Here is a 23,439-nt window from a genome sequence, read left to right on the forward strand (position 1 = left end):
GGCCAAGCGCAATGAGCATGACCGGTAGACGGGTAAAGTTGAGGTTTGTATGGCATTATATTTGTATCAAGCGTTTAATAAGGCTGGTAAGAAAATTACCGGAACCTTAGATGCCTCTTCAGGAACTGCTGTACGCGATCAACTAGGTAAAAGGGGGCTGTATCCAATTTCTGTTATTCCTTCTTCACCTGAAAAAGAGCGTGGATTTCGGCTTGCAAGTCTCTTTGAGCGATCTGTGTCAATTAAAGACAAGATTATGTTTACTAAACAGTTTGCTGTCCTTCTCAAATCAGGAGTTGCTCTTGTAGATGCCCTTGAATTGCTTGTCGATCAATTTGAGGGACGGTTTAGATCAATATTGATTACCATCAAAGATAATGTGCGTGAAGGTAAGTCATTAGCAGAGTCGCTTGGTGCGTATCCAAAGGTATTTGATACTACCTATGTCCAATTGGTTCGTGCGGGTGAGGCAACGGGTAGACTTGAAATAATTCTAGAACGTTTAACAAGTTATTTAGAAAAGACTGATGACCTTAATAAGCGTGTTAAATCTGCCATGACCTATCCACTGATTCAGATTGGTATTATTGGTGTGATTATGATTTTTCTCATGACGTTCGTGGTCCCCAAATTGGCGGAAACATTTCAACGCCAAGGACAAGAACTTCCTGGCATGACAAAAGCGCTTATGTCTATTTCTTATTTTCTTTCTCATTATTACCTTGTGCTCTTATTATTGCTGGTGGGTGTAGTTGCTTTGTTTGAGTACTGGCGTAGTACCGAGGCCGGAGGACGGTTGTTAGATCGCATTAAGTTGAAGCTTCCCATTGTGAAATATTTTACACGTATGAGTGCTGTAGTTCAGTTCAGCAGGACCTTAGGTATGCTTGTTGAGGGTGGTGTGAATCTTGCAGAGTCTCTTGATATAGTTGTGAAGATTATTGATAACAAAATTTTAGCTCAAGAGCTTCGTGAGGCCCGTGACAAAATTATAAAACAGGGTAAGATTGCCCAGTTTCTCAAGCAGACGGATATTTTCCCACCAATAGCCGTCCATCTTATCAAAACAGGAGAGGAGAGTGGGAGTTTAGATACCATGTTGATGACCGTTGCAGAGAACTATGAGGTAGAGCTCAATGAGCTGGCTGATGGCTTATCGACAGCTCTGCAGCCGCTCATGCTTCTAATCATGGCAGTTGTCGTAGGATTTATTGTGTATTCAATTGCGCGGCCGCTTATGAGCCAAAGTGCTCTTGCGGGTATTATGTAGGAGGAATTGTATGCAGATTCACAGTCGTCCCAAACATGTTAAGTCAGGATTTACGTTAATCGAAATTATTATTGCAATCGCAATAATGAGTTTCATGATGGCTGTTGTTGCACCAGGGGTGTATAAATGGCTTGGATTTGGAAAGGTTCGTCAAACAGAAGCAAATGTTAAGGTGCTTCAAACATCAATCTTGCATTTCAACTTGGATACTAATGGTTATCCACAGCGGTTGGAAGATCTTGTTCGTCGTCCCTCAGATGAGCGACTTTCTGCAAAATGGCGAGGTCCATATGTTGAAGGATCAAATATACCTGACGATGGTTGGGGTGAGCCATTTGTATATCGCGTAAAACCGGGGGCACAGCCGCCATATGAACTGTATTCATACGGTGAAAACGGTCCTGACGCTCCTCGGGAGGAGTGGATAGGTGTCAAACACTAAGGGGTTTTCCCTCCTCGAGATTATCGTTGCCATAGCATTGCTTGCATTTGCAACGTCAATTGTTGTTCCTGCATTGCGCCAGCGACGTGTAACCTATCAACGTGATGATTTGGTGATTAATTTGAATGCACTTATGAAGCTTGGTTGGGAGCAAGCAATCATTACAGGTAAGGTGCATCGTGTTTGGTTTAATTTGGGTAAGAATCTTATCGAAATCCAAGTTCAGCAAGATAAGAATTCTGGTCAGGATAAATCCTTTATCCGGATAGACTCGGAGTATTTGCGGCCTTCATATGAATGGGCACAATCGCTTCAGCTTAAAGACTTTTTCATCGAGGGCGAGGATGAGCTACATAAGCATCACCAAACAGATGAAGTGTGGTTTTTTATCACTCCCGACGGGCTGACACAGAATGTATCGTTGAATATATTTGATACACAAGATACGCAACAGTCTGATGCAGGTGCTGGATTTAGTTTAATACTAAATCCGTTTACTGCGCAGTTTTCCGTACAATCATCGTTTTACTATCCATAAGGAAGGTACGGGTATGCATTATCGTGGGTTCACGTTTGTTGAGGTTGTTCTGACTATTGCCTTAATTGGCTTTATTCTGACGCCATTGCTTGTAGTTCAGAATAACGTTCTACGTTTGGTGATGAAATCCAGTGATCGCGCACGACGTATCTTCATCCTTAAGAACGCGTTTTCTGAAGCAGCCATCAATGTAGATAATGAAGAAGATGTCACGAATCGTTCTTTTGAAAAACAGTATGAAGTTCCCCATATGTCATTAAAGTATACTGTTATGCCGATTGTGAAAGAGTCATCACTGAAAGGGTTTTCAGAAGTGTATCTTTTGAAAGCTTATGGTTCCTGGCAGCGCATGTATCAGGAACACTCTGAAACCATGATCAGTTTCTTATTTGTGCCTCCTAACGAGAAAAAGGAATCGTCATGAGGCGCGGGTTCACTTTGATTGAAATTGTCATAGGACTGGCGCTATCCTCATTACTGGCAGCTGCGTTATATAGTTCATTATTTCAAACACAACGAACACAATCATTAGTAGATTCATTTTCTGAATTGGATTCTTCATTGCTTTTGATAATGCATCAATTGGAACATGATTTTGCAGGAGCCGTAGTTTTTTGCGAGCCAAAGAAACAAACAAAGAAAGAAGCAGATAAAACAAAAACTCTCAAGCAACAGTTTTTTGGAGCTTGTCACGATGATACTTTTAGCATTGTGACGTTTCTTTCTACCAATCCATTGAGTCGTTATGCTGTGACAACACCGCGCCTTGTTCGTATTGCCTATCGTTTGAAAAAAAATCAAGGGAACGGCCTCTATTCGTTGATGCGGCAAGAGTCAGACAATCTACATTGGTTTTCGCAGCGTGAAGAAGAACAACCAAAACCGATACTTTTATCCGGTGCTATTGAAGTATTGTCATTAGACTATATCGTAACTGACACGAGTGGAGAAAAGTCGGAGGTCAAAACATATAGAGAATGGAATAGTGATGCAGAAAAGAAGGATAAGAAGCAGCCAGATGTCGCGACTCCATCGTATATAGGCATAACGTTGACCATGCGTGATAGTGTAACAAGCCGCTCAGAGACTGTTTCATGTAAATTTCCAATCTATTCAACAAAGCAGTGGTGTTATGAGTTGAAACCACAAGAGAAGCAAGTTGATCAGTCCAAGCAACAGGTTGAGCGACCGAAGAAAAATGCTTCGGTTCTTCCACAGGGACTTTCTTTTAAAAAACAAAGTGTACGTCCCAAAAAACGAACCATCACATTAGCGCGTCCTGCACGAGGAAAAAGGAAATCATGAAGACGCAGAGATCGGGTTATATTCTCGTTTTGGCCCTTTTGTTGTTGACGTTAGGCATCGTGATCACAACAAATATTTTTAATACCGGATCAGTGTATAGTATGCAGACGCGAACACTTGTTGATCGTGAAAAGGCTCGTCAAGTGGCTGTAGGTGGCCTGGAGCTTGCTAAGCGTGAATTAACAATTACGCTCACTGATGAACAAAAAGAAAAGCAAAAAAATGATTCTGCGTTAGAGACTAAACTTCTTCTTGCACACCTGTTGCCTGTATTAAATCGTATGCAGCGTTTCGTGCTCAAAGAAGCGGTTGATGGACTTGATGGAGAAGTTGGGATTTGTATTAGTTCTGAGTTCGGGAAAATTAATCTAAATGTCTTGTATGATTTCAAAAATAAGAAATTTATTGGAGAAGGTAATCCCCAGGGCGATATGAGAAAGGTTGCACAAGCGGTATTCAATAAACTTCCCAGGGCGGAACAGGATGGAATGTTTGCTGCATTTGAGCGCTTTTTAAAAAAACAGGAACAACCACTTAGTGACACGACCGAGCTGTTAAGTATTAAGGAATTTCAGCAATTTGGTAATGACCTTTTCTATCAACCGCCACTTTCTAAAGAGAGCAGGACCGTTGCATTGACTGATATATTTACCGTTGAAAGAACTACAGCAGAATTAAATCCATGGCTCTTGTCTAATTCATTGTGTATACTACTCGGATTGCAAGCGGCAGAGGTAAATGATATTTCCAATAGGAAGTCTGAGGGTAAAAAATGGGCACAGAATTTTGTGAACAAATGGACCCTAGAAAATGATTGGAATACTAGATTGCAACCGATTTATAAGAAAGATTTCGCAAGTCTTCCGAAGGAATTTGTTTCTCTTTTGAACACACAATTTGAATCCGGTACATTTTCTGTGCTAAGTTATGGGAAAGTTGGTAACATTACGCAACGAGTTTATGCCATTCTAGAGAAACAAACGGCGGTGCAAAAAGGGAGAGATCTCCCGTTTGTTGTAAAAAAAATGTATTGGTTTTGATAAAGGGGATGAACGTTGCAAGTAAAAACCGAAACACGAGTTGGCGTTTTTATCATCATTGCCATCGGTATCTTCTTTTATATGACGTTCCAGATTGGCGTCTTTCGGCTTGATCGTAGTAACTACGTCCAATACACGGTGTATTTTGAAGATGTTTCTGGATTACAGAAAAAATCGGATATCAAAATTGCCGGCGTAAAAGTTGGGTGGGTTGAGTCGGTTGATCTTTTGCAAGATGAGATGCAGGCCAAAGCTCATATAATGGTTCAGAAGAAATATCGTTTGCATCGTGATGCATATGCGATTGTCCGTCAGGATGGTCTGTTGGGTACTAAATACTTAGAAATTGTTCCAGGAGATCCCCTTTTGCCTGGACTTGGATCTGGTGAATCTTTGAGTAAGCCTGGTAAGTCGCCCGTTGATATCGATGAGTTACTTCAGCAGTTTAAGGATATTGCAACAAATGTAGAGGATGCGACTGACTCTATCAGACATGCTATTGGTGGTGACGACGGAAAGACTAAGCTCAAAGAAACATTTGATGATCTTAATGCTGCCGCAGATCGCATGGCAGAATTCTCCTCAACCTTTAACAGAATTTTGACGAATAACGAAACAAATGTTGATTCCATCATGTCCGATTTCAAAAACTTTAGTCATGATTTGAAAGATGGATGGCCCACGATGCAACAAAGTATTGAACGTATTTCTGATGTAGTTGATCGTGACTTTCAACGTTTGACTGACAAGTTTGAATCAACAGCAGAATCTCTTGAGGAAGCGGCTATTCAAGCGCGCCAAGGATTACGGAGCTTTGGTGAAGTTGCAGATAAATTGAATGAGGGGCGGGGTCTACTTGGCAAACTTATCACCGAAGATGAGACGTACCACGATATTAAGTATGCTGTTCAAGGCCTCAAAAATTATTTTGCCAAGATGGAGCGTGTTGGCATTGTCTTTGATGCGCACTCAGAAGCAATGTGGGGTAAAGCAGAATATTTCTATGATCCGCTCGATGAAGATTTTTACATGCAGGATGCTAAGGGTTATTTTGGTGTAAGAATTCATCCAACAGAAGATTATTTCTTTGTTATGCAAGGCGTTTCAAGTCGCAAAGGATGGATAGAGCGAGAACATATTGAACGGGTTGTTGAGCCAATTTTGATTGAACGCATTGATGAGTCGCTTCGAATGGGTGATGAAGTGACAACAACATCTGTTCCGGTAACGATTATGGCGCCAGAACCTGGTGTAGAACATATTACGACACGTCACCAACGAGACAGTCGTCTCAGATGGAACTTGCAACTTGCTAAGGCGTACAAGGATCTTGCGATTCGCTTCGGATTGTTTGAAAGTTCGGCAGGTGTAGCAATCGATTATGACTTACCATTGCATTCTGATAGTTTCCGTTGGATTACCAGTATAGAATTGTATGACTTCCTTGGGGATTATCGTATTAATGATGGTAATCCTCACCTCAAGTGGTTGAACAGGGTCTTTGTCTTCGATCATCTATACATGACCTTCGGTGCTGATGACTTTATCAGTAAACACAACGCCAATGCATTCTTTGGTGTCGGATTACGGTTTGGCGATGATGATATCAAGTATCTAGTGTCAAAAGCTGGAACTGGTTCGTTGCTGGAATAATCTGTCTCTACCATAGTCCGATAGGTTACGCGATGACAATGCGGCTTATCTTCTTGTGTTATATAGGTACTTGTTGTGGGGCTCCCGTATCATTGTTGGAACAATCGGCTTATTGTCTGGGATGTACAGTAACTATTCCTCTTACCAATGCAGGTGCGCCCGATCTTTCAAAGCTTGCATCGTACATTTACCATCTCTCGGATAGCAATGAACGAGCGCGCGCCATAATTGTTGATGAAGTTCGTAAACGATACGGCTCTATGCTTGCTCAGATAGAACAACAATGGTTTCCAGATGATTGTTCAACAAGTGATTGTCTTGCCAGTCGCTGGTACCACGAGAAGGATGTTCCTGCGTGTGCAACGAGGCAGTATGTCTATAATTATCCAAACCCAACACAAGATAGTCTATGGTTTCTATTGCCGCATGATGAGCATGATGTAGCCTTAGGCAACGATGCGAATTGTGCTGATCAGACTCTCAGAGCTTTAAAGTTGCTTGCATCGTATCATGCGCATGACCGTGGACATCGTATTCGTATGTTTTCGTGCAATGTGCGTACGACTATGCAGGCCATCCATGCGTTTATCCAAGAAGAGTATGAAGATGGTATTGCGCCGCTTGTATGTGTTACTCATCGAGAAAGCAGTCCTTTAGTACAGGAACTTGCTATGACCTATTCTGTTGATTTGTATCTTCATCTAGGAAATGGATATAATCCCGAACACGGTAGGGGTGTTCCGGTACTGAAAATTCCTTATCAAGAAGAACAGCATCGATCCTGGTGGTCACGCGCATTGCCAACGCTGCTTGTTGGTGGTGTGGAAAAGACAGCAACGTTTGTTAGCAAACAAGTGTTACTTGCAGCTCGTACACCGCAGGGATACACCAGAATTATGACAGCGGCGCGTTCAGTAGGTGGTGATGTGGTAATGAATGGTCTTCATCAAACAACCCGTCTTGGTGCATATCTTATGAAGAATCCTGCCCTTGGTCATTATGCATATGCGGCGGCGGTTATTGTTCCTTTGGCATGGGATGCATACAAAGCATATAGCAATGACAGTGGTGCGATAGAGGCAGGAAGCAATAGATATTGCCACAGTGGAGGAATTACTCTGCAGATGTCGGTTCTGAATCGGGAAAGTACATACGCAGAACTACCTAAAATGATCAAGGCATTACCCTATATTATGAGGGATATTATCGAGCATTTTCAATTTCATGTAGTACGGGGAGGCACTTTTTGTGTTGATATAAATGAGGCATATGATCCACCATATGTGATTATGCTTGCGCCTCAACAGATGTTGCATGTTCCTGACTATCCTGTTGTTCTATGGCCTTCTCAGATATTCTATGACCATAGAGATTCTGCTGGTTGCTATGACCAAGAAGTTGGAGAGAGTACGCGCCAATCAGAGTTACTTGTGCGGCGTTACGCGGTTATTGTGCCAAAATAAAGTAGTTGTTGTGATAATGTTTTGGCCTGTTCGTATTGTCGTTTGATTGTGAGATTTTCCAGTTCTTGGATAGTTTGCTGTTGTTGTTTAAGTGACTCAGCGGTTATTTGTAGTAGGCGGCCAAGGCAACAGTACCACAGTAATTGTGCATACCAATGTTGTCGTTGTAGAAGATGTAGTTGGTTTACAATTTGATCCAGAGGAGAGGAAGTGCTAGATGTAGGCGGTTGCGCGAGTACTACAATTATGAGCAAGAATAGAGATTGAATCGTGTCATGATGTATAGTCTGTTTTGGTGCAGTAGATTCTTTCGGGAGATGGCTTTTGAGAAGGACAATAGCTGTTGTATTCTCGTGTTGTTGTGCGTGATCACAGAGTGTATCAATAAGTCTAGGCGTTAATCGGTGTAGTCCAAACAGTTGTAGTTGGCGTATGAGTGTTACATCTCCTCCACATTCTATGGTTTTTTTGAGTTGTGCAATATTTACTGCGTTGACATTCCAATGGGTGCTACTCAGGAGAACACATAACGTTATTATCTTTTTCATAATAGTTCTTTTTTTTGAATACTTGTGTCCATGTAAGCATATAATGAGAAAGGGTGTTAAGTTGCTCAATACTAGTTTGTGCTTGCTCTTGCATAAGAATATGGTTACGAAAGAACATGGTGAGAGGGGTCTTAGCAATGAACGAGCGCAGTGAAAGATAATTTTGTAACATTTCCTTTTCGCCAATGATATCATTGAGTGCCGCTATACACGGCTCGAGCTGGTTGTATTCATTTTCGCAATATTTTACGTGGACCTCGTACAAAAGATCTTCGTCATTGTAGGAATGGTATCGCAGCCATGTTGCCCAAGAGTCAGGAGATGAGAGAATGTGCTCTCCACGCTTTATAATCGCAATACAATAGAGAAAAACGAGACTACCCCCTGCGAGAAACAATGAGTGTATAGGGTTATACCGTGATGTTGTCGCAGGAAGAGCTGTTGGTTCTTGAATTTGATGAATATGTGTTACGGCATGGGTTCCATGGATTAAGATTCCATGAGATCCTGAGTAACTTTGTATAGGTTCTGATTGTTTGAAAGCGAGAGCCCCAAGTGTTGCTGAAAAAAGATAAGGTAGTGCTTTTGAAATAACAACACCGCCGGCGGCTACTATGCCGCCTGCAATTGACCACATACGCATCCCTTCCCCCAAAGAGCATCTCTTTTCTACACTAAGGGCCGTAAGTTATAAAAGGCAAGGGTTTGTCCGTAAGAATATCAAAAACTATCTATGTAAGGAGTCTGATATGAAGAGTATTTTATTTTTTATTCCTGGTGCAGTGGAATTATGTATACTTTACCTGGCTATTCTTATTGCTTCGCTGATTTTTATGAAGCAAAGAGGTATTACAAATAAAGCATTGATTTGTATATCATTGTTCTTTGCATATCTACTTCAGATATTATTCTGGACGTTGCTTATTGATCATTTTATTCCTTGGCTGATCTCCATGTATGGGGTTAACCCTCTTCGACAATTAAACCCATTTGTAGGGTACATTTCGTGGCCGGCAACGTTGATCAACCTCGGGGTGCAAATGGTATTTACCCTTGTCCTTAACGTACGTGTGATGCTTGGTCTATTTGCAGTTGTTGGCAAACCGATACAACCTCGTTTAACGCTAACTATTGCAATGATCTTGAGTACGGTCGTCGGTTATTTATTTAAGTATTCGATTGGAGCGGGATTGTTCAGATTATTGTTACGAGCTTCTGTTTTTAGCCTTCGATAATACCGAAAGTAGCTCATTCTCTTTGGCTTGCATTTGTTCGTATTCCTGATCTGTTTGATGATCGTATCCGAGCAAATGACAGATACCATGCACAATCAATATGCGTAGATGATCCTGGAGTGTCCGTTGCAGCTCATGGGCGCCTTCACGAGCAAAGGCTGGTGCAATAATAATATCTCCGAGGTTTTTCTCATCGTCATTGTGTGGCTTTATACGTTTGCCAGGGCGCAGATCGTGGTGCATGGGAAACGAAAGAACATCAGTGACATAATCCTTGTCTCGGTATTGTTTATTGTATTGATGCATGCCAGCATCTGAGATAAAAAGAATGCCGATATCAAAATCGCCATAACCAAGAGATGTTAATAATTCTTGTATATCTTTTTTGATGACAGCCTTATCAAGCGATATAAGTGATTGCTCATTCTTGATGGTAATCATGCATCCACCACAATGGTTGCAAATAATTGACCATCATGCTTTATCATTTCAGTAGTACCAGTAGATGCGTATGTAATAGTTTCCGCTTGAGTAACTCCGAAGAGCGTTGCTTCATTCTGTTGGAACACAGGGAGAACATCTTGATTTTCTATTACTAAGGTTAATGTCTTGAGTGGAGTTTTTAATGAAAGTTGCTGTTCTGTTTTTAGCCGCCTGACCGCATCAATTACGGCAAGCAGATGTAACATGTCATTAGCGCTATGCTGATAGTTGTATGAGATTTGTATGTCTTCAAACCGTGTTTGATGCAGGGATTTTGGCATGCCCAGGGTTCTATAAAGTTTTTGATAAATAGTTTCAGTAATGTGTGGTAAGTATGGCGCATACCATTGTAAAATTCTTAATCCAACATGATGGAGTGTCCATCTGGTTGCAGTAACGATTGCGGCATCGTAGCTCGTTTCATTGAATAATTGGTGCTTGATAATCTCAAGATAGTTGTCGCAGAAATCATGCCAGAAAAATCTTTCAATGGTAGATAACGCAAGTCCAAACTCATGTTTTTCAAGGTATGACTGGTAGCTTGTAAAAGTTGCACTCGCCTTGTGAAGCAGCCATTCATTTGTGGTGCCAAGAGAGTCAGGTTTTTTATTAGGTGTTTTTATGATGTGTTCTTTTGTAAATAAGAATGCGTTCCATAACTTGGTGACTAACTTGCCACCAATTTTCAATTGGTTATCTGAGAATGGAACATCGTGACCTAAGCTTCCAGATGCGGTCCAATAGCGAATGGCATCAGCAGAATAGGTTGCCAGTAGATTTTCTGGGGTAAGCCGTACATTGCCACGTGACTTAGAGATTTTTTCTTTTGAATCACTCAACACATGTCCTGAAATAACAATATCATTCCAAGGTATAATTTGTTGGTGCATCCATGCCTTGACGATAGTATAGAATGCCCATGTGCGAATGATATCATGTGCTTGGGGCCGCATACTCATTGGCAAGAAAGACGTGGATTCAAAAACATCGCTATGATTTTCATACAAACTTTTACATAAAAACGGTGTTAGTGAAGATGTGTTCCATGTGTCCATGATGTCAGTATCAGGAGTAATGTTGGAACCCTTACACTGAGGGCATGATGTCGGGGCATCGGTTTCTTGTGGGTCTACAGGCAGCTGTGAGCTATCTGCAAGAATCACTTCGTTGCATTTGGTGCAGTGCCAGGCTGGGAATGGGATACCATAGAACCTTTGACGTGACAGACACCAATCCCAACTAATATTTTCTACCCAATTAATATAACGTGGCTTCATAAATGAAGGATACCAATTGATGGTATCTGCGAGCTCAATAAACTTCTGTTTATGGTCTAAAATATTTAGGAACCATTGCGTGAGCATGACGTATTCGATTTCTTTTTTGCAGCGCTCGTGGACATTGACAGAATGAGTGATGGCTTTCTGTTGGACCAATGCCCCCGCTTCTTTGAGCACTTCAATTGTTTTTGCTCGAGCCGCCGCAACGCGAAGCCCTGCAAGAATGCCAGTATTTTGCGTCCATTTGCCATCAAGGCCAACAGATTTTTTGAATGGGAGGTTATATTTTTTGTACCAAGCAATGTCAGTCTTATCACCAAAGGTGCAGACCATCACTAATCCTGTTCCTTTTTCTGGATCAACATCTTCATCTGTCATAATGGGGACGTCAAAATTGAACACCGGAACAATAGCTCGCTTTCCTTTTAGATGCTGATAGCGGCTGTCATGTGGATGATAGAGTAGCGCAACACATGATGGCAGCAATTCAGGCCGTGTAGTCCCTACAACCAATGGCTTACTGTCTGAGCTGGTAAACACTATATCATTGAAATGTGAAGCAACCTCTTTATCATCGAGTTCTGCTTGTGCAACTGATGTACAGCATGTAGTGCAAAACAAGGCAGGTTCGTGTTTGCGGTAAATAAATCCTTTTTTATAGAGTCGTATAAAGGATTCTTGAGAAATTTTTCGCACTCGATCATCAATAGTGGAATAACATGCGCTCCAATCGACTGAAAGACCCATGGCGCGCCATAGTTTTTCAAATGCCTGTTCGGCTTCCTTGGTTTCTGCTAGACAGAGCTTGATAAAATCTGATCGCTTCATATTGGGAGCGTATACGTCTTTTTTCTTTTCAACATATCGCTCAGTTGGAAGTCCATTATCATCGAAGCCAAATGGATAAAAAACTGAGTAACCCGACATTCGTTTATAACGTGCAATGATATCGGTTTGTGTGTAGGAGAAGATATGGCCGATATGCAGGGTTCCGGAGACTGTCGGAGGTGGGGTGTCTATGGTATAGGACATCCCTGGGTTATTGGCGCGGGAATAGGTCTGCTCCTGTTCCCACTGCTCCTGTATGGCACGCTCAGCTTGTAAATGGGTATATTTCTTATCCATAGGTACTATCGATTATGGTTACAAGGCATAGAATTTTGATGTTTTATCAGGATACTTGCCCCGATACTGATAGTCAAAACTCTAGGCCATACGATCTAGTTCTATTAAGGCATTCCGAGCAATTTGTTTAAGTTCTGCAGGTAATTCGCGATGATTCAATGCTCGGTTGAGAATAAATCGGGCTTGCTGGTAGTTACCAGTTTTGGTATGGCATGCTGCAATTCTTAGATCAATATGCTGGAGCTTTTCCTCCAAAGATTTCGCTTTCTCGAAGCATTCAAGCGCCTCAGTGATTTCATTAAGATTAAAATGACATTCTGCAAGATTGTTGTATCCGAGCGCATGGTTTGGTTGTAACGATAAGAGCATTGCATAGCATTGTTTTGCTTCAAAATACTCCTGCTTTGAAAAGTGATAATTGCCAAGATTGAGAGCTGCTTGGGTTTTGATTGAAATGACGCCCTCATTCGCGGGAGCTTTGAATGTGAGAATGTGACGTAAAATATGTGAGACTTCTTCTTTGCGATCAAGAATCATAGCCATGATAGCGTATTCATTCCATCCAAAAATATTTAGGTCAAAATCTGCTTCGGTACACGCTTTTCTGAATGAGTCATATGCTTTTTCAAAGAGCTCTTTTTGTTGGCCTTTGTCAGAGACGGTTTGTGCCCAAAATTTATATGCACGTCCCTGATTATAATAAGCCTTTCCATAATGTGGTCGAACTCTAAAGGCTCCTTCTAATGCATTAATTGCTTCAGGATATCGCTTTTGTTTAATGAAAAATGAACCGAGATTATTGTACCCTTCTGGGTAAGATGGATTTATTTCCAAGCTTTGCCGTAATGTGTCAATTGCTGCATCCATGCGTCCTAGATGAGAGTAGGAAACGGCAAGATTATTGAGTGGGTCAGAATATAAGTGATCCATTTTGTATGCTTTTTTGAAATAAGGAACTGCTTCTGCAAACTTATTCTGGTCTGCGAGGGCAACTCCAAAATTATTATATGCACGGGCTCGTTTTGGCGCGACCTTCAAAATAGCTCCCCAAAATTCTTCTTTGGTTCGCCAGACTTTATTACGCTCTAATGTTGCAAAACTTAGCGGCAATGCAAGGCATGATGCGATGACGGCCAGGAACGATGGCTTTGCAAATTGTCTTTCTGAAAAGTGGCCAATTTTTTTGATAACGAATACAATTCCGGCTGCTATAAGTAAAAGCCAACCAACAGATCCAAGATATGTTTTATAATCGGCTAGAAGTTCTGGTGTTGGAATAATACTTGCGCGGGGTAGGATACTGATAAAGAACCAAATTAAGCCAAATGCAATAACATTCGCCTTATTGCGATAGAGAAGATAAAGAATAAAGGCCCCGATAATCAGCAGGATTAAAAATGGTCCAATACAGTCTGGCGCAAAGAAGTTATCAACAAGCATCCAATCGTAATCAACACTAATATTGAATGGCCACACAAAGATCCAGAGATAATGAAGGATTACTTTGAATTCTGAAATGAAATAATGCAGCGGATAGATTTTGTCTGTTCGCTCTGTGGTAATCATGTTTCCAACATTATTATCTGCATGTGTTTGAAGGGTTGCAATATCGGTAAAGAATTTCGGTCGTAGATAATAGACAAACCAATAGATTACGATGCTAAAGACAATGGCATGAATCCATAAACGTTTTTTGAATGACATCCAATTGCCTTGAGCAACAAAAAACCAATCAGTAGCGATGATCAGGAGCGGCGAAATGATGGTGGATTCCTTGGCGCCTGTTGAGAATGCTGCAAGAGCAAATAAAAGGCCAGTTAATAACCACCTCATGATTCCATTTTGTACATAGCAACGTGCTAAAAATGTTACGGCCATTCCGACAACTAGTAGCCCTGCGACACCTTCCATGCGGCCTTGAATCACATATGAAACAGTTTGTGTTTGAGTAGGGTGCAAGAGAAATAAAATGCTTGTAACAAGTGCAATAAGGAATGCGTTTTTTTTGAAAAATGATGATGCTTTGAGATTAGAGAGCCCAAGGACTGCAAACAAAAATACGAGGATGGAACTTATGATATGGATGATAACATTGAAGATCCTAAAGTAGTACGGGTTCTCTCCACCCATTCCAAAATTCACAGAGTTGAGCCATAGACCAATCCAGCGGGCACCAGCGAAAAATTGGTTATAAAGATTGAGTTCACGTATTTGATAGAATTTTTTTATGTTTGCGTCATCATCAAATTGGAATGGATAGTGAAGTGATGGGTAATAAGTAATGATGCCTGCGATAACTAAACCTATGATAGGTACTAACCAGTGATAGAGTGTCAGTCTGGATGCCAATGATTCTTTTCTACTCATCAGGAACTCCTTTGTCTGATTGACATGAGGGTAGTCTACTGAGAGGGTTTTGTTTGTCGAGGATTGATTCATTGACCGGGTACACCGGATCTTATACGATATTTTTGATAGAATCCTTTCTCAAAGCTTATTTTAGAAATGGGTGATGTATGAATTTAAAGACGGCAGGATTACTCAGTTCCTTTATTTCCTCAGCAATTGCTTATGTCGTTGCTGTTGTTGTGAGTGGTTATATCCAAGCATGGTTTTCAAAAAAACTTGGTGATGATACCGCAGAGCGCCATGGCTTTTTATCTTTGAATCCAATGATCCATATTGATGTTATTGGGTTTATTGTCTTTATCTGGACGGGATATATTGGATGGGGAACAATCGTTCCTATTAATCCACAAAATTTTTCTGGAAAGTATAAACAGCTTGAGTTTGCGTTAGTGCATTTTAGTCGGCCATTAGCAAATTTGTTCTGTGCATTTATCGTGTTATTTATGACAGTTGTATTTTTTGGTGGGCTTACATTGCCTATTCCTCAACCTCACCTGGTGGCAACTATGACACCGCTTGCCAATGCTCTTAAATTGATACTAGCAAAGACGGCCTTACTCAATATTTCATTTGCAGCATATAGTGTACTTATGTCGTTGGTTTATATGGTGCTCCCTTGGTTTGCTCGTAAAACCACGGCGTCATGGATGTTTAGTGATGTGTTGTTCTTGATTGTAATGTTTTTTGCATTGATCGCGTTTTGGGAGCCGCTCATGCATATTTTTTGGATGATTATCATGGGTCTTGAAATTATGGTGTGGAAGATATGGTCGGGACTTCTTTCACTTTTTGGGCTTATGAAACTCTATCGATAACGAAAGTAATTCATGAAGGCTTTAGAAATTATAAAAAAGAATGCAGTGCAGATTTTGCCTGAGCAGGAATTAGAAAAAAAACTTAAAAGCCAAAAAAAGCTTAAAATTAAATTGGGTATGGATCCAACGGCTCCAGATCTTCATCTTGGACATGCGGTGGTATTGCGTAAGATGCGTGAATTTCAAGACCTTGGGCATGATGTGATTTTTTTGGTCGGCGACTTTACGGCACGGATTGGTGATCCAACCGGTCGTTCCAAAACACGTCCACCATTAACCGAAGAGGAGATCAAAAAAAATACACAAACATATTTTGAGCAGGTCAAAAAAATTCTTAATCCTAGTACGGTAACTATTCGTCATAATTCTGAATGGCTTGATCTTCTTCCAATAAAGGAAATGGTCAAACTATGTGCGAAAGTTACGCTTGCGCGACTTACCGAACGTGAAGATTTTGCGACACGTATCGTGAGCCAAACACCCATTGGATTTCACGAACTTTTATATCCACTTTTTCAGGGATATGACTCTGTTGCCTTAAAATCTGATGTTGAGTTGGGCGGCACGGACCAAACGTTTAATCTACTGATGGGTCGGTTTTTACAAGAGCAATATGGGCAAGAGCCCCAGGTAATTCTTACTATGCCACTCCTTCGTGGGCTTGATGGTATAAATAAGATGTCTAAATCACTGGGGAATGCCGTGGGGATTGATGAACCTGCAGACCAGGCATATGGCAAATTAATGTCGATCTCAGATGAGCTTATGTGGCATTATTTTGGACTGCTGCTTAATAAAACATCTCAGGAGATCGAGAGTATGAAACATACAGTTGTGGATGGTTCACGTCATCCTATGGATCTCAAAAAACAGATGGCGCACGGTATCATTGAAGCGTTTTGGTCCAAAAAAGATGCCGATGCTGCACAAGAGCAGTTTGAGGCTGTCTTTCAAAAACGGGATTATTCAAAGGCGCAACAAGTGGCTTTTGCTCGAGGAACAGACAACCCCTTGTGGATTATTGATTTTCTCCGTCTTTTTGGCGCAATTACTACATCTTCAGAAGGGCGACGACTTATCCAAGCAGGTGCTGTTTCTATCGATGGTGAGGTGATCAAAGATTTCAAGGCACAGGTTTTCTGGAGATCTGGCATGCATGTGAAGGCTGGAAAACATAAGATTTATACGATCAAATAATGCCTCTCGTTGGAATGTCTTTCAGAAAAGTGCTACAGTAGGACTTACCTGACGTTTTCCTTTTAGAAATGTTGTGTTCGATGAGGCAGAGTATGTCACAGGATTTTTTGCGTTTGCATAATCTCAAAAAGTATTACTACGCCAATGGGCGCGTTACTAAGGCACTTGATGGTGTATCATTTTCCATCGGAGCTGGCGAGATTATGTCGTTGCTCGGTGTAAACGGTGCGGGCAAAACAACGCTTTCTGCATTACTCATTACATTGACTCGACCAACGGACGGGGATATAACGTGCAATGGGGTTTCTATCTACAAAGATATTCCCGCGTTTCGCAAACTAGTTGGTTTTTGTCCGCAAAAGCCCAATCTTAATGAAGACTTAACAATAGAACAGTTACTCTGGTTCTCCGGAAAATATTATGGACTTCCTGAGGCAAGGTTGAAGGAACGCATGGAGCATTTGCTTGATGCGTATTCGTTGCAACCATATCGCACATCAAAACCTGACGTATTGTCAGGGGGTTATGCGCGGCGGGTGCTTATTGCACGCGCCTTGATTCACGATCCCAAGCTTCTTGTTCTCGATGAGCCGACCGTTGGGCTTGATCCTCATATTCGACACCAGCTCTGGGAAAATATTCGTGATCTCAAAAAACAGGGAGTTTCTGTTTTGTTAACGACGCACTACCTAGATGAGGCAGATGTGCTTTCAGATCGTGTATGTATTTTGGATAAGGGCAAGTTAAAGCTTATTGACACCCCAAGTAACCTGAAAGCAATGCATAACAAGAGTACGCTTGAATCATTATTTATAACTCTCATGAATGAAGAACCTAAGGATTAGTAGGAAGCTCATGCAGAATCGCATTCAACAATATGCTGCTGTTATGTGGCAGCTTCTTAAAACGGACTTTGTGGTATTTCGACAGAATTTTCTAGATGATGTTATCAATATTTTTGTTTGGTTAGTAAGTTTCGTAGCGATTGTGGCACATATCTATCCTAAGATGGGACTTACCAGTTCCTTTGGTATGTTGTTTGCATTTTCTATGATGGCAGGCGAAAGTTATTGGCGTATTTGGAATAGTAGCTTCTTACTTATTGATGATCTTGAGGGAAAGCGAATCATTGATTATTACTGTACATTGCCGATTCCATCTTGGATGGTCTTTCTTAAGGAAATTTTGGCATTTATGTACAAGAGTCTTATCTTTGGAGCCATAATGTTCCCAATCCTTCTTATACTTCTCGGGGACTATATGGTGTGGGACTCCTTTTCTAGCATGAAACTTATTTTTATGTTTCTTGCTGCCACATGTTTTACTGCAACAATGTTTCTTTTCCTTTCGAGTTTTATCGTCGATCGCAATAATCTCCGAAAGATTGGTATTCGTATTTTATTTCCATTATGGATGTCCGGCGCGGCTGAATTTCCATATAGGGTTATACAGGCAGCGCTTCCTACATGGGCTGGTTCATTACTCCTATTGAATCCAGTGATTTACCTTATGGAAGGAATGCATAATGCAACGCTTGGGCCTTCAGGCTTCTTCCCATTTTGGATCTGCATGGTGGTTACTCTGTGCGTTTCAGTCGCATTTGGGATTGTTGGGATTATTCGATTTAAGCGACGGCTTGATCTTGTTTAAAGATGACCGAATTTTTCTCTGCGCAACTAGCAAGTTTTAAAAGCCTAAACGAATCAACTTTTCTATAAATTTCACCGTTAGCTTTCAGCAATTGTAGACTTGCGTTTTGACGATGTAATGCAACGAGTTCTTCTATTGAGTGAACTTTATACAAAACTTTATCCAGCGGTTGCTCAACGACCTTACCGTATCCAAGTGCATATCCACGCGCTCCAATTAGTGTGTTTTCTTCTGTATTAATAACAAAAAGCCCACCTGGGACCCAAAGAAGATCTCCGTTTTTAAGAAGTTCGTCTGGCTGTAGTGCGGTAAGATGCTGCGATGCAATCAGAGTTGTTTTGAAAGGATAAGGTAATCCTGCTATTTGTGCCATGCGTAATATAAATGAAGACGCATCATAGCCAGAATGGGGTTGTTCTATTTCATCCCTTGTCCATATTCCTGCCGTTTGATCCAAATAGGATACGTCTACGCATTGTGCTGGTTTATTGGCATACCAGTGACATAGGCTATTCCCACCCCAAGAAAATGGAATAACTTTATCTGGAGGGCAGCTTGTTAAGAGATTTTTAATTAATAGCATAAAGAGCTGTTGGGATTCTGGTAAGGTGCGAGCAAGTTGGGGTAAGCAGTGTCCTTTTGGAACGTGAATCATACGCACAGAGTTGGTTTTGAAATTGGGTACAACTAAGCAATATGTGATATCGGTATCCTCTGCTTCTTGTCGAATAAATTTGGTCCCTAAAGAATAGGTCTGGCCTACTTCTGTATCAGTGTAAGGCAAGGTTAGTGTAACTGTTTTTTTGGCAGCATCGCTAGACGGGATTGCATCAATAACAATACCAGCTAATTGTGAAAGTGGCGTGAGATTTTTCTCGAGGACCCAATAACATTGTTCGAGGCCCCCTCCAGGATCTTGATCATAATAAAGAGTTGGTATTCTGCACAATACTTGGCCATCTTTTCGTGTGACTATTTCAACCTGTTCATTATAGAGACCCTGATATCCACGAGGGCAATGATAAGTTTGATGTTCTATTGATAATGGAAGAGCCGCTACCAATTCTTCAGCAGAAGTACTAGCGGCTACGGCTAGCTCGCTTGGTTCCCTAAATGTCATGTCTGCAACAGGAACAGTTATGACGGCCCACTCAGCACATAAAGAAGTTGTGACTAGAAAAGTTAGGCTTAACATTGTTTGAAATAACATTTTCATGCTATGACCTTTCTTACCAAACTGTACTAATTTGATGTTTTTGTTGGATTATTTTCTTGTGGAGTCTCTCAATTTCATCGATAAATGCAGCGACCTTTTTCGCGTGTGCCTTCATGATGGAAGGGTGCGCTTCGAATTCTTCGTTGCATTCCAAAACTAATACAGGGGTTTCTTTAAGCTCGGGAAGTACATTCTCTTTTTTAATGAGAAATCGCTCATGGCAATCATGGATTTGTTCAAGGTATTTAAGCGGAATAGTTGTTTCTGAGCTTCGACCTCGTTTTGTTGTTCGCTCAAGTGATGTTGTGGGATCTGTCTTGAGGTAGATAAATCCTTGTGGAGTGGTGCACTTGTTCTTGACTAAAAAATGGAACCATTGATTATAGATATCCCATTCCATGCTGGTCATCAGTCCTGTTTCATAGCCATTGAGGGCAAAACAATAGTGCCCAGAATAGATTGAACGCTCTGCAATATGGTATGGGGATGGATGTACCTGTTCTTTCATGTGCTCTTGGACACGGCAGGCCATCGCAAAGGTTTCCATTGTATAAGCCCAACGGTGTGGATTTTTGTAGAAATATGCGAGAATCGATTCGCCGTGAGAGTCGCTTTGCCAGCTTTGTCGCGGTTCCAGTGTGACAGAGACGTACGGAAGATGCTCGGCAAGAAGATTTAAAAAGGTGGATTTTCCCGCTCCGATGTTACCTTCCACTATGTACATACATGCTCCTCTTCATCAAAAAACCACCGTAAACTTGGCGATCAGTATAGAGTAATGTCATAGTCATGACAAAAGAAAAATCGAAGATAGTAAAGTCGGCTTGACAGGGGGGAGAAAGGTGTCAAACTTGCACCCATATTTTTCTGTTTTACCTCATAAAATCTAAGGATGGCTATGAGAAAAATTGCAGTCTACATGCTTTATTTTGTGGCAGTATCTAGTCGGATTTTTCCCATACAAGAAACCCTTTTAACGATACCTTCAAGTGAAAACACATTGTGGCATATACAGAGGTCTGGAAACGAAAAGCAGACGATCTTTATGGAAAATTTTGAGCTTACGCGAGGTGCGACGCTTGCTATTGAGATTGAGGGAGATGGTCCGCTAGAAAAAGTGGTCTCACCCTTTCAGACCATTGAGGTGTACCAAACAAAGCCATTCGGGAAAATGCTCGTCAATGATGGCGTTATCATGCTGACCCAGTACGATAACTATGCCTACCATGAAATGATTGCGCACGTGCCGCTGATGTCACATCCTTACCCTAAAAGAGTATTGATTGTTGGTGGTGGAGACGGTGGAACATTGAAAGAGGTATTGAAGCATGGGTGTGTTGAAGAAGTTGTATTATGCGAGATTGATGAAGAAGTGATCAATATCTGTAAACGTCATTTTCCCGAATTGACCAAAGCATATAATGATCCTCGAGTCACCATTGTTATCGATGATGCGGCTGCGTATGTTGCAACAAAAAAGGACTACTTTGATGTGATCTGTGTTGATTCAACTGATCCGATTGGCCCAGGCATTGTTTTATTTGAAGTTCCTTTCTATGAAAACATGAGAGATGCCTTGACTGAAGATGGTATTGCTGTTGCACAGGGAGAATCAATGTATTATCACCGTGACGCCATTAAAGGCTGGGTAGATCGTAATAAATCTATTTTTCCCATATCACTGTACTACTACACTGTGATGCCGACCTATCCAAGTGGTACCATTGGATTCCTGTTCTGTTCCAAGAAATATCGTCCATTGGAGTATACATGCGAAGATTGGTTTGAGCAGCGAGTTAAAGCATTGCCTGATTTACATTACTATACAGAAGATGTGCATGCGGCATCGTTTATGCTTTTGAATGCTATGTCCAATGTCCAAAAAGTCGATGATCTTGATATCCTTGATATCGAATGGGATTAACTAGGAAAGCAAAAGGAAGCGATTATTCGCTTCCTTTTTTAGTGTGTTATTGTTGGACGTATTGCGCTTCTGGTTCAAAGGCAATGGCGAAATTTTTCCTACTGCGACGCAAAAACATATTCGTAAGTTTGTGAAGTGCATAGGTTGCTACGCCACATCCCAGTGTTATCAAGAACATATTTGTCGGAATATCGCCTAGACTGTTAAGCCGGCTACCAGTTAATGTGAGCGTTGCTCCAAGAAATGTGACTGAAGCAAACATCGCTTTAAATAAGGTTCCCATGCCATATCCACTCAGATGCGCTGCTCCAAATAGCATAGCCCGGTCGCGCATACATTCTTCGTCCTCTGTTGGTCTGTGGACCACAACGATTTTTTCTGCGCGGGGTGAATGAATTCCGTAAGATAAGGATGACGCCAGAAGAGTCAGTGCAAGGCTGGAATATAAAGTAGATTTCATAATAACGACCTCCATGATGTTGATACATGCACATTGACGAAATTTCAGAATAGGTGCTCTGGAAGCGTTCGTCAAAAAATAGGGCCGGTATTGCCGGCCCTATCGGTAAAATGGATATGTTAGTGCTCTGCTCGAAGGGCTGTGAGTGCTTCTTGTGCTTGTTTAGCCAAGGGCCTATTCCTCCGGGTCTGAGATTCGGAATCTCCACCAGCTCTAATAAGCCCGTCTTCTGCGAGTGCTCTCACGTCAAAGGCATTTGCCCAAGCGAATTTTCCCCACCAAGATTCTTTGACCAGATTAAGGTCATTACCAGTTCTACGTGCGTTCATATACAATCTAGCCAGTCTATCCGCGAGGAAGTTATGCATAGGTAGACGCGCAAGAAATGCAGTGATGAGTATGCCAGCTTCCTTAACATTGCTTTTGATTGCTTTATGTTTGAAAAGCCCTGTGTCCTGAAGAACCCTATTGGTCGATGGTATCGAGTGGCCTACAAACACTCCAACCATATAACCGCAGCCTATCATGATGGCAAGAGACCGAAGAACTTCGCCAGCTGTGGGGGGTACAGCAGCATGCAAGGGCTGCGAACTTGGTAGTGCAATGAGCAAGCCTGCTAAAGCAACTTTATAACGATTCATAAGGATGCTCCTAAAAAATGAAAGTGGTACAGAAAATTTAGTATTTAATGTATCAGGTTGTTTTTGTTGTGCAAGAAAAAAGGCCCGAATATATCGGACCTTTTTTGATAATCGCGTTAAGCTATTTTACAGTGGCAATTCTGTTTTGTCGCCTTGTATGAGTTCCTTTTCATACTCTTGCGTTACTGCCTTAGTTGCTTCATCTACTGCTGTCTTTGATTCCTCTGTAGCGATTGCGATGGTAGTTGGGCCTTGTTTGACCAGTGGCATTGTGATGATAAGGATACCATCCTTATACGAAGCAATTGTTCTGGCGGCATCAACTTCATGTGGAAGTGAGCGAATAAACTCGTACGCGCGCGCAGTTTCTGCATGGTCATCACGCGCTGAACTACGGGCTGACAATTTTAACATGTTGCGCTCGATACTGAGTTTAAAATGATCAGGATCAAAGTTAGGAAGGACAAGGGAAGCTATTAGGCTTCCATCCTTTGTTTCCAGTTTCATTGTTGCTTGTGATTCATGATCTGAGAATGCATCAAAAAAACTATCCCAACGATTATCGAAAAAAACATCGAAGCGCTTATTGAGCTCTTCGAATTCGTGATGAACTCTATCGAACTCCTCTAAAAGTGCGTCGTGTATGGTAGCATTTTTTGCATTAAGCACTCCTAACTGAACGATAAGTAACGTTGCTACAAAAGCGTGTCGTAGATTCATAAAAGCCTCCTCTATTTACGTAATT

At 41.4% G+C, this 23,439-nt stretch carries 24 protein-coding genes; 14 read left to right on the forward strand and 10 right to left on the reverse strand.

What is annotated here, in order from left to right; genetic code table 11:
- The first annotated feature begins 49 nt into the window (after positions 1–49).
- Genes JW872_01325 through JW872_01360 form a run of 8 tightly spaced genes read left to right on the forward strand, consistent with a single transcriptional unit; the run spans position 50 to position 7,711 of the window.
- Positions 50–1,270: a type II secretion system F family protein gene (locus JW872_01325; protein ID MBN1549281.1), complete on the forward strand. Its 1,221-nt coding sequence runs from the start codon at positions 50–52 to the stop codon at positions 1,268–1,270.
- 10 nt (positions 1,271–1,280) lie between these two features.
- Positions 1,281–1,712, forward strand: a complete 432-nt coding sequence (gspG, locus tag JW872_01330; GenBank protein MBN1549282.1) for a type II secretion system major pseudopilin GspG — start codon at positions 1,281–1,283, stop codon at positions 1,710–1,712.
- A complete protein-coding gene (locus tag JW872_01335; GenBank protein ID MBN1549283.1) occupies positions 1,699–2,250 on the forward strand; it encodes a type II secretion system protein in 552 nt (183 codons plus the stop codon). Before gspG ends, JW872_01335 begins: the two co-directional genes overlap by 14 nt.
- A gap of 13 nt (positions 2,251–2,263) precedes the next feature.
- Positions 2,264–2,674, forward strand: coding sequence for a prepilin-type N-terminal cleavage/methylation domain-containing protein (locus tag JW872_01340; protein ID MBN1549284.1), 411 nt, complete (start codon positions 2,264–2,266; stop codon positions 2,672–2,674).
- Positions 2,671–3,555, forward strand: a complete 885-nt coding sequence (locus tag JW872_01345; protein ID MBN1549285.1) for a prepilin-type N-terminal cleavage/methylation domain-containing protein — start codon at positions 2,671–2,673, stop codon at positions 3,553–3,555. The genes JW872_01340 and JW872_01345 overlap by 4 nt, the downstream gene beginning before the upstream one ends.
- The gene (locus JW872_01350) at positions 3,552–4,595 is read left to right on the forward strand and encodes a hypothetical protein (GenBank protein MBN1549286.1); all 1,044 of its coding nucleotides are present in this window, start codon (positions 3,552–3,554) and stop codon (positions 4,593–4,595) included. The genes JW872_01345 and JW872_01350 overlap by 4 nt, the downstream gene beginning before the upstream one ends.
- Before the next feature lie 15 nt (positions 4,596–4,610).
- Positions 4,611–6,248 carry an MCE family protein gene (locus tag JW872_01355; GenBank protein ID MBN1549287.1) on the forward strand — a complete coding sequence of 546 codons (1,638 nt, stop codon included), beginning with the start codon at positions 4,611–4,613 and terminating at the stop codon, positions 6,246–6,248.
- Between the two features lie 32 nt (positions 6,249–6,280).
- Positions 6,281–7,711, forward strand: coding sequence for a hypothetical protein (locus JW872_01360; GenBank protein MBN1549288.1), 1,431 nt, complete (start codon positions 6,281–6,283; stop codon positions 7,709–7,711).
- Here JW872_01360 and JW872_01365 read toward each other — a convergent pair.
- Both JW872_01365 and JW872_01370 read right to left on the reverse strand, forming a co-directional pair.
- Entirely contained in the window at positions 7,687–8,259 is a 573-nt protein-coding gene (locus tag JW872_01365) for a hypothetical protein (protein ID MBN1549289.1), read from the reverse strand. The genes JW872_01360 and JW872_01365 overlap by 25 nt on opposite strands.
- The gene (locus tag JW872_01370; protein MBN1549290.1) at positions 8,222–8,896 is read right to left on the reverse strand and encodes a hypothetical protein; all 675 of its coding nucleotides are present in this window, start codon (positions 8,894–8,896) and stop codon (positions 8,222–8,224) included. The genes JW872_01365 and JW872_01370 overlap by 38 nt, the downstream gene beginning before the upstream one ends.
- Positions 8,897–9,008: 112 nt before the next feature.
- Between JW872_01370 and JW872_01375 the strand changes: the two genes are divergently transcribed.
- Positions 9,009–9,494, forward strand: coding sequence for a hypothetical protein (locus JW872_01375; protein ID MBN1549291.1), 486 nt, complete (start codon positions 9,009–9,011; stop codon positions 9,492–9,494).
- Here the strand turns inward: JW872_01375 and ybeY are convergent.
- The 3 genes from ybeY to JW872_01390 all read right to left on the reverse strand — a co-directional run bounded on the left by ybeY (position 9,465) and on the right by JW872_01390 (position 14,749).
- Positions 9,465–9,935, reverse strand: a complete 471-nt coding sequence (gene ybeY / locus JW872_01380) for an rRNA maturation RNase YbeY (protein MBN1549292.1) — start codon at positions 9,933–9,935, stop codon at positions 9,465–9,467. The two genes, JW872_01375 and ybeY, sit on opposite strands and share 30 nt — an antisense overlap.
- Positions 9,932–12,382: a valine--tRNA ligase gene (locus tag JW872_01385; protein MBN1549293.1), complete on the reverse strand. Its 2,451-nt coding sequence runs from the start codon at positions 12,380–12,382 to the stop codon at positions 9,932–9,934. The genes ybeY and JW872_01385 overlap by 4 nt, the downstream gene beginning before the upstream one ends.
- Positions 12,383–12,463: 81 nt before the next feature.
- Positions 12,464–14,749, reverse strand: coding sequence for a tetratricopeptide repeat protein (locus JW872_01390; GenBank protein ID MBN1549294.1), 2,286 nt, complete (start codon positions 14,747–14,749; stop codon positions 12,464–12,466).
- 149 nt (positions 14,750–14,898) lie between these two features.
- On the opposite strand from JW872_01390, the gene JW872_01395 reads away from it, so the two are divergent.
- From JW872_01395 to JW872_01410, 4 genes are all read left to right on the forward strand, one after another.
- Entirely contained in the window at positions 14,899–15,606 is a 708-nt protein-coding gene (locus JW872_01395; GenBank protein ID MBN1549295.1) for a hypothetical protein, read from the forward strand.
- 12 nt (positions 15,607–15,618) lie between these two features.
- Positions 15,619–16,803 carry a tyrosine--tRNA ligase gene (locus tag JW872_01400; GenBank protein MBN1549296.1) on the forward strand — a complete coding sequence of 395 codons (1,185 nt, stop codon included), beginning with the start codon at positions 15,619–15,621 and terminating at the stop codon, positions 16,801–16,803.
- 92 nt (positions 16,804–16,895) lie between these two features.
- Entirely contained in the window at positions 16,896–17,648 is a 753-nt protein-coding gene (locus tag JW872_01405; protein MBN1549297.1) for an ABC transporter ATP-binding protein, read from the forward strand.
- A 10-nt stretch (positions 17,649–17,658) separates the two neighbouring features.
- A complete protein-coding gene (locus JW872_01410; protein ID MBN1549298.1) occupies positions 17,659–18,453 on the forward strand; it encodes a hypothetical protein in 795 nt (264 codons plus the stop codon).
- On the opposite strand, the gene JW872_01415 is transcribed toward JW872_01410, so the two are convergent.
- Both JW872_01415 and JW872_01420 read right to left on the reverse strand, forming a co-directional pair.
- Positions 18,428–19,669, reverse strand: coding sequence for a hypothetical protein (locus JW872_01415; GenBank protein ID MBN1549299.1), 1,242 nt, complete (start codon positions 19,667–19,669; stop codon positions 18,428–18,430). The two genes, JW872_01410 and JW872_01415, sit on opposite strands and share 26 nt — an antisense overlap.
- A 13-nt stretch (positions 19,670–19,682) precedes the next feature.
- Positions 19,683–20,393: a deoxynucleoside kinase gene (locus JW872_01420; GenBank protein MBN1549300.1), complete on the reverse strand. Its 711-nt coding sequence runs from the start codon at positions 20,391–20,393 to the stop codon at positions 19,683–19,685.
- Positions 20,394–20,567: 174 nt separating this feature from the next.
- Here JW872_01420 and speE point away from each other — a divergent pair, with 174 nt between their 5' ends.
- Positions 20,568–21,593: a polyamine aminopropyltransferase gene (speE, locus tag JW872_01425; protein MBN1549301.1), complete on the forward strand. Its 1,026-nt coding sequence runs from the start codon at positions 20,568–20,570 to the stop codon at positions 21,591–21,593.
- Between the two features lie 46 nt (positions 21,594–21,639).
- On the opposite strand, the gene JW872_01430 is transcribed toward speE, so the two are convergent.
- From JW872_01430 to JW872_01440, 3 genes are all read right to left on the reverse strand, one after another.
- Positions 21,640–22,053 carry a hypothetical protein gene (locus tag JW872_01430; protein ID MBN1549302.1) on the reverse strand — a complete coding sequence of 138 codons (414 nt, stop codon included), beginning with the start codon at positions 22,051–22,053 and terminating at the stop codon, positions 21,640–21,642.
- 119 nt (positions 22,054–22,172) lie between these two features.
- Positions 22,173–22,694, reverse strand: coding sequence for a hypothetical protein (locus tag JW872_01435; GenBank protein ID MBN1549303.1), 522 nt, complete (start codon positions 22,692–22,694; stop codon positions 22,173–22,175).
- A gap of 126 nt (positions 22,695–22,820) precedes the next feature.
- Positions 22,821–23,414, reverse strand: coding sequence for an Hsp20/alpha crystallin family protein (locus tag JW872_01440; protein MBN1549304.1), 594 nt, complete (start codon positions 23,412–23,414; stop codon positions 22,821–22,823).
- Between the last annotated feature and the right edge of the window lie 25 nt (positions 23,415–23,439).

The sequence above is a fragment of the Candidatus Babeliales bacterium genome, assembly GCA_016929235.1.
GTDB lineage: Bacteria > Babelota > Babeliae > Babelales > JABCYS01 > JAFGJD01.

Coding starts and splice junctions, on each gene's coding strand:
- gspG (MBN1549282.1), top strand. CDS start 1,281: ATGCAGATTCACAGTCGTCCCAAACATGTTAAGTCAGGATTTACGTTA.
- JW872_01405 (MBN1549297.1), top strand. CDS start 16,896: ATGTCACAGGATTTTTTGCGTTTGCATAATCTCAAAAAGTATTACTAC.
- JW872_01395 (MBN1549295.1), top strand. CDS start 14,899: ATGAATTTAAAGACGGCAGGATTACTCAGTTCCTTTATTTCCTCAGCA.
- JW872_01400 (MBN1549296.1), top strand. CDS start 15,619: ATGAAGGCTTTAGAAATTATAAAAAAGAATGCAGTGCAGATTTTGCCT.
- JW872_01345 (MBN1549285.1), top strand. CDS start 2,671: ATGAGGCGCGGGTTCACTTTGATTGAAATTGTCATAGGACTGGCGCTA.
- JW872_01420 (MBN1549300.1), bottom strand. CDS start 20,393: ATGTACATAGTGGAAGGTAACATCGGAGCGGGAAAATCCACCTTTTTA.
- JW872_01410 (MBN1549298.1), top strand. CDS start 17,659: ATGCAGAATCGCATTCAACAATATGCTGCTGTTATGTGGCAGCTTCTT.
- JW872_01385 (MBN1549293.1), bottom strand. CDS start 12,382: ATGGATAAGAAATATACCCATTTACAAGCTGAGCGTGCCATACAGGAG.
- JW872_01365 (MBN1549289.1), bottom strand. CDS start 8,259: ATGAAAAAGATAATAACGTTATGTGTTCTCCTGAGTAGCACCCATTGG.
- JW872_01390 (MBN1549294.1), bottom strand. CDS start 14,749: ATGAGTAGAAAAGAATCATTGGCATCCAGACTGACACTCTATCACTGG.
- JW872_01415 (MBN1549299.1), bottom strand. CDS start 19,669: ATGAAAATGTTATTTCAAACAATGTTAAGCCTAACTTTTCTAGTCACA.
- JW872_01325 (MBN1549281.1), top strand. CDS start 50: ATGGCATTATATTTGTATCAAGCGTTTAATAAGGCTGGTAAGAAAATT.
- JW872_01350 (MBN1549286.1), top strand. CDS start 3,552: ATGAAGACGCAGAGATCGGGTTATATTCTCGTTTTGGCCCTTTTGTTG.
- JW872_01440 (MBN1549304.1), bottom strand. CDS start 23,414: ATGAATCTACGACACGCTTTTGTAGCAACGTTACTTATCGTTCAGTTA.
- JW872_01430 (MBN1549302.1), bottom strand. CDS start 22,053: ATGAAATCTACTTTATATTCCAGCCTTGCACTGACTCTTCTGGCGTCA.
- ybeY (MBN1549292.1), bottom strand. CDS start 9,935: ATGATTACCATCAAGAATGAGCAATCACTTATATCGCTTGATAAGGCT.
- JW872_01370 (MBN1549290.1), bottom strand. CDS start 8,896: ATGTGGTCAATTGCAGGCGGCATAGTAGCCGCCGGCGGTGTTGTTATT.
- JW872_01360 (MBN1549288.1), top strand. CDS start 6,281: ATGACAATGCGGCTTATCTTCTTGTGTTATATAGGTACTTGTTGTGGG.
- JW872_01375 (MBN1549291.1), top strand. CDS start 9,009: ATGAAGAGTATTTTATTTTTTATTCCTGGTGCAGTGGAATTATGTATA.
- speE (MBN1549301.1), top strand. CDS start 20,568: ATGAGAAAAATTGCAGTCTACATGCTTTATTTTGTGGCAGTATCTAGT.
- JW872_01435 (MBN1549303.1), bottom strand. CDS start 22,694: ATGAATCGTTATAAAGTTGCTTTAGCAGGCTTGCTCATTGCACTACCA.
- JW872_01340 (MBN1549284.1), top strand. CDS start 2,264: ATGCATTATCGTGGGTTCACGTTTGTTGAGGTTGTTCTGACTATTGCC.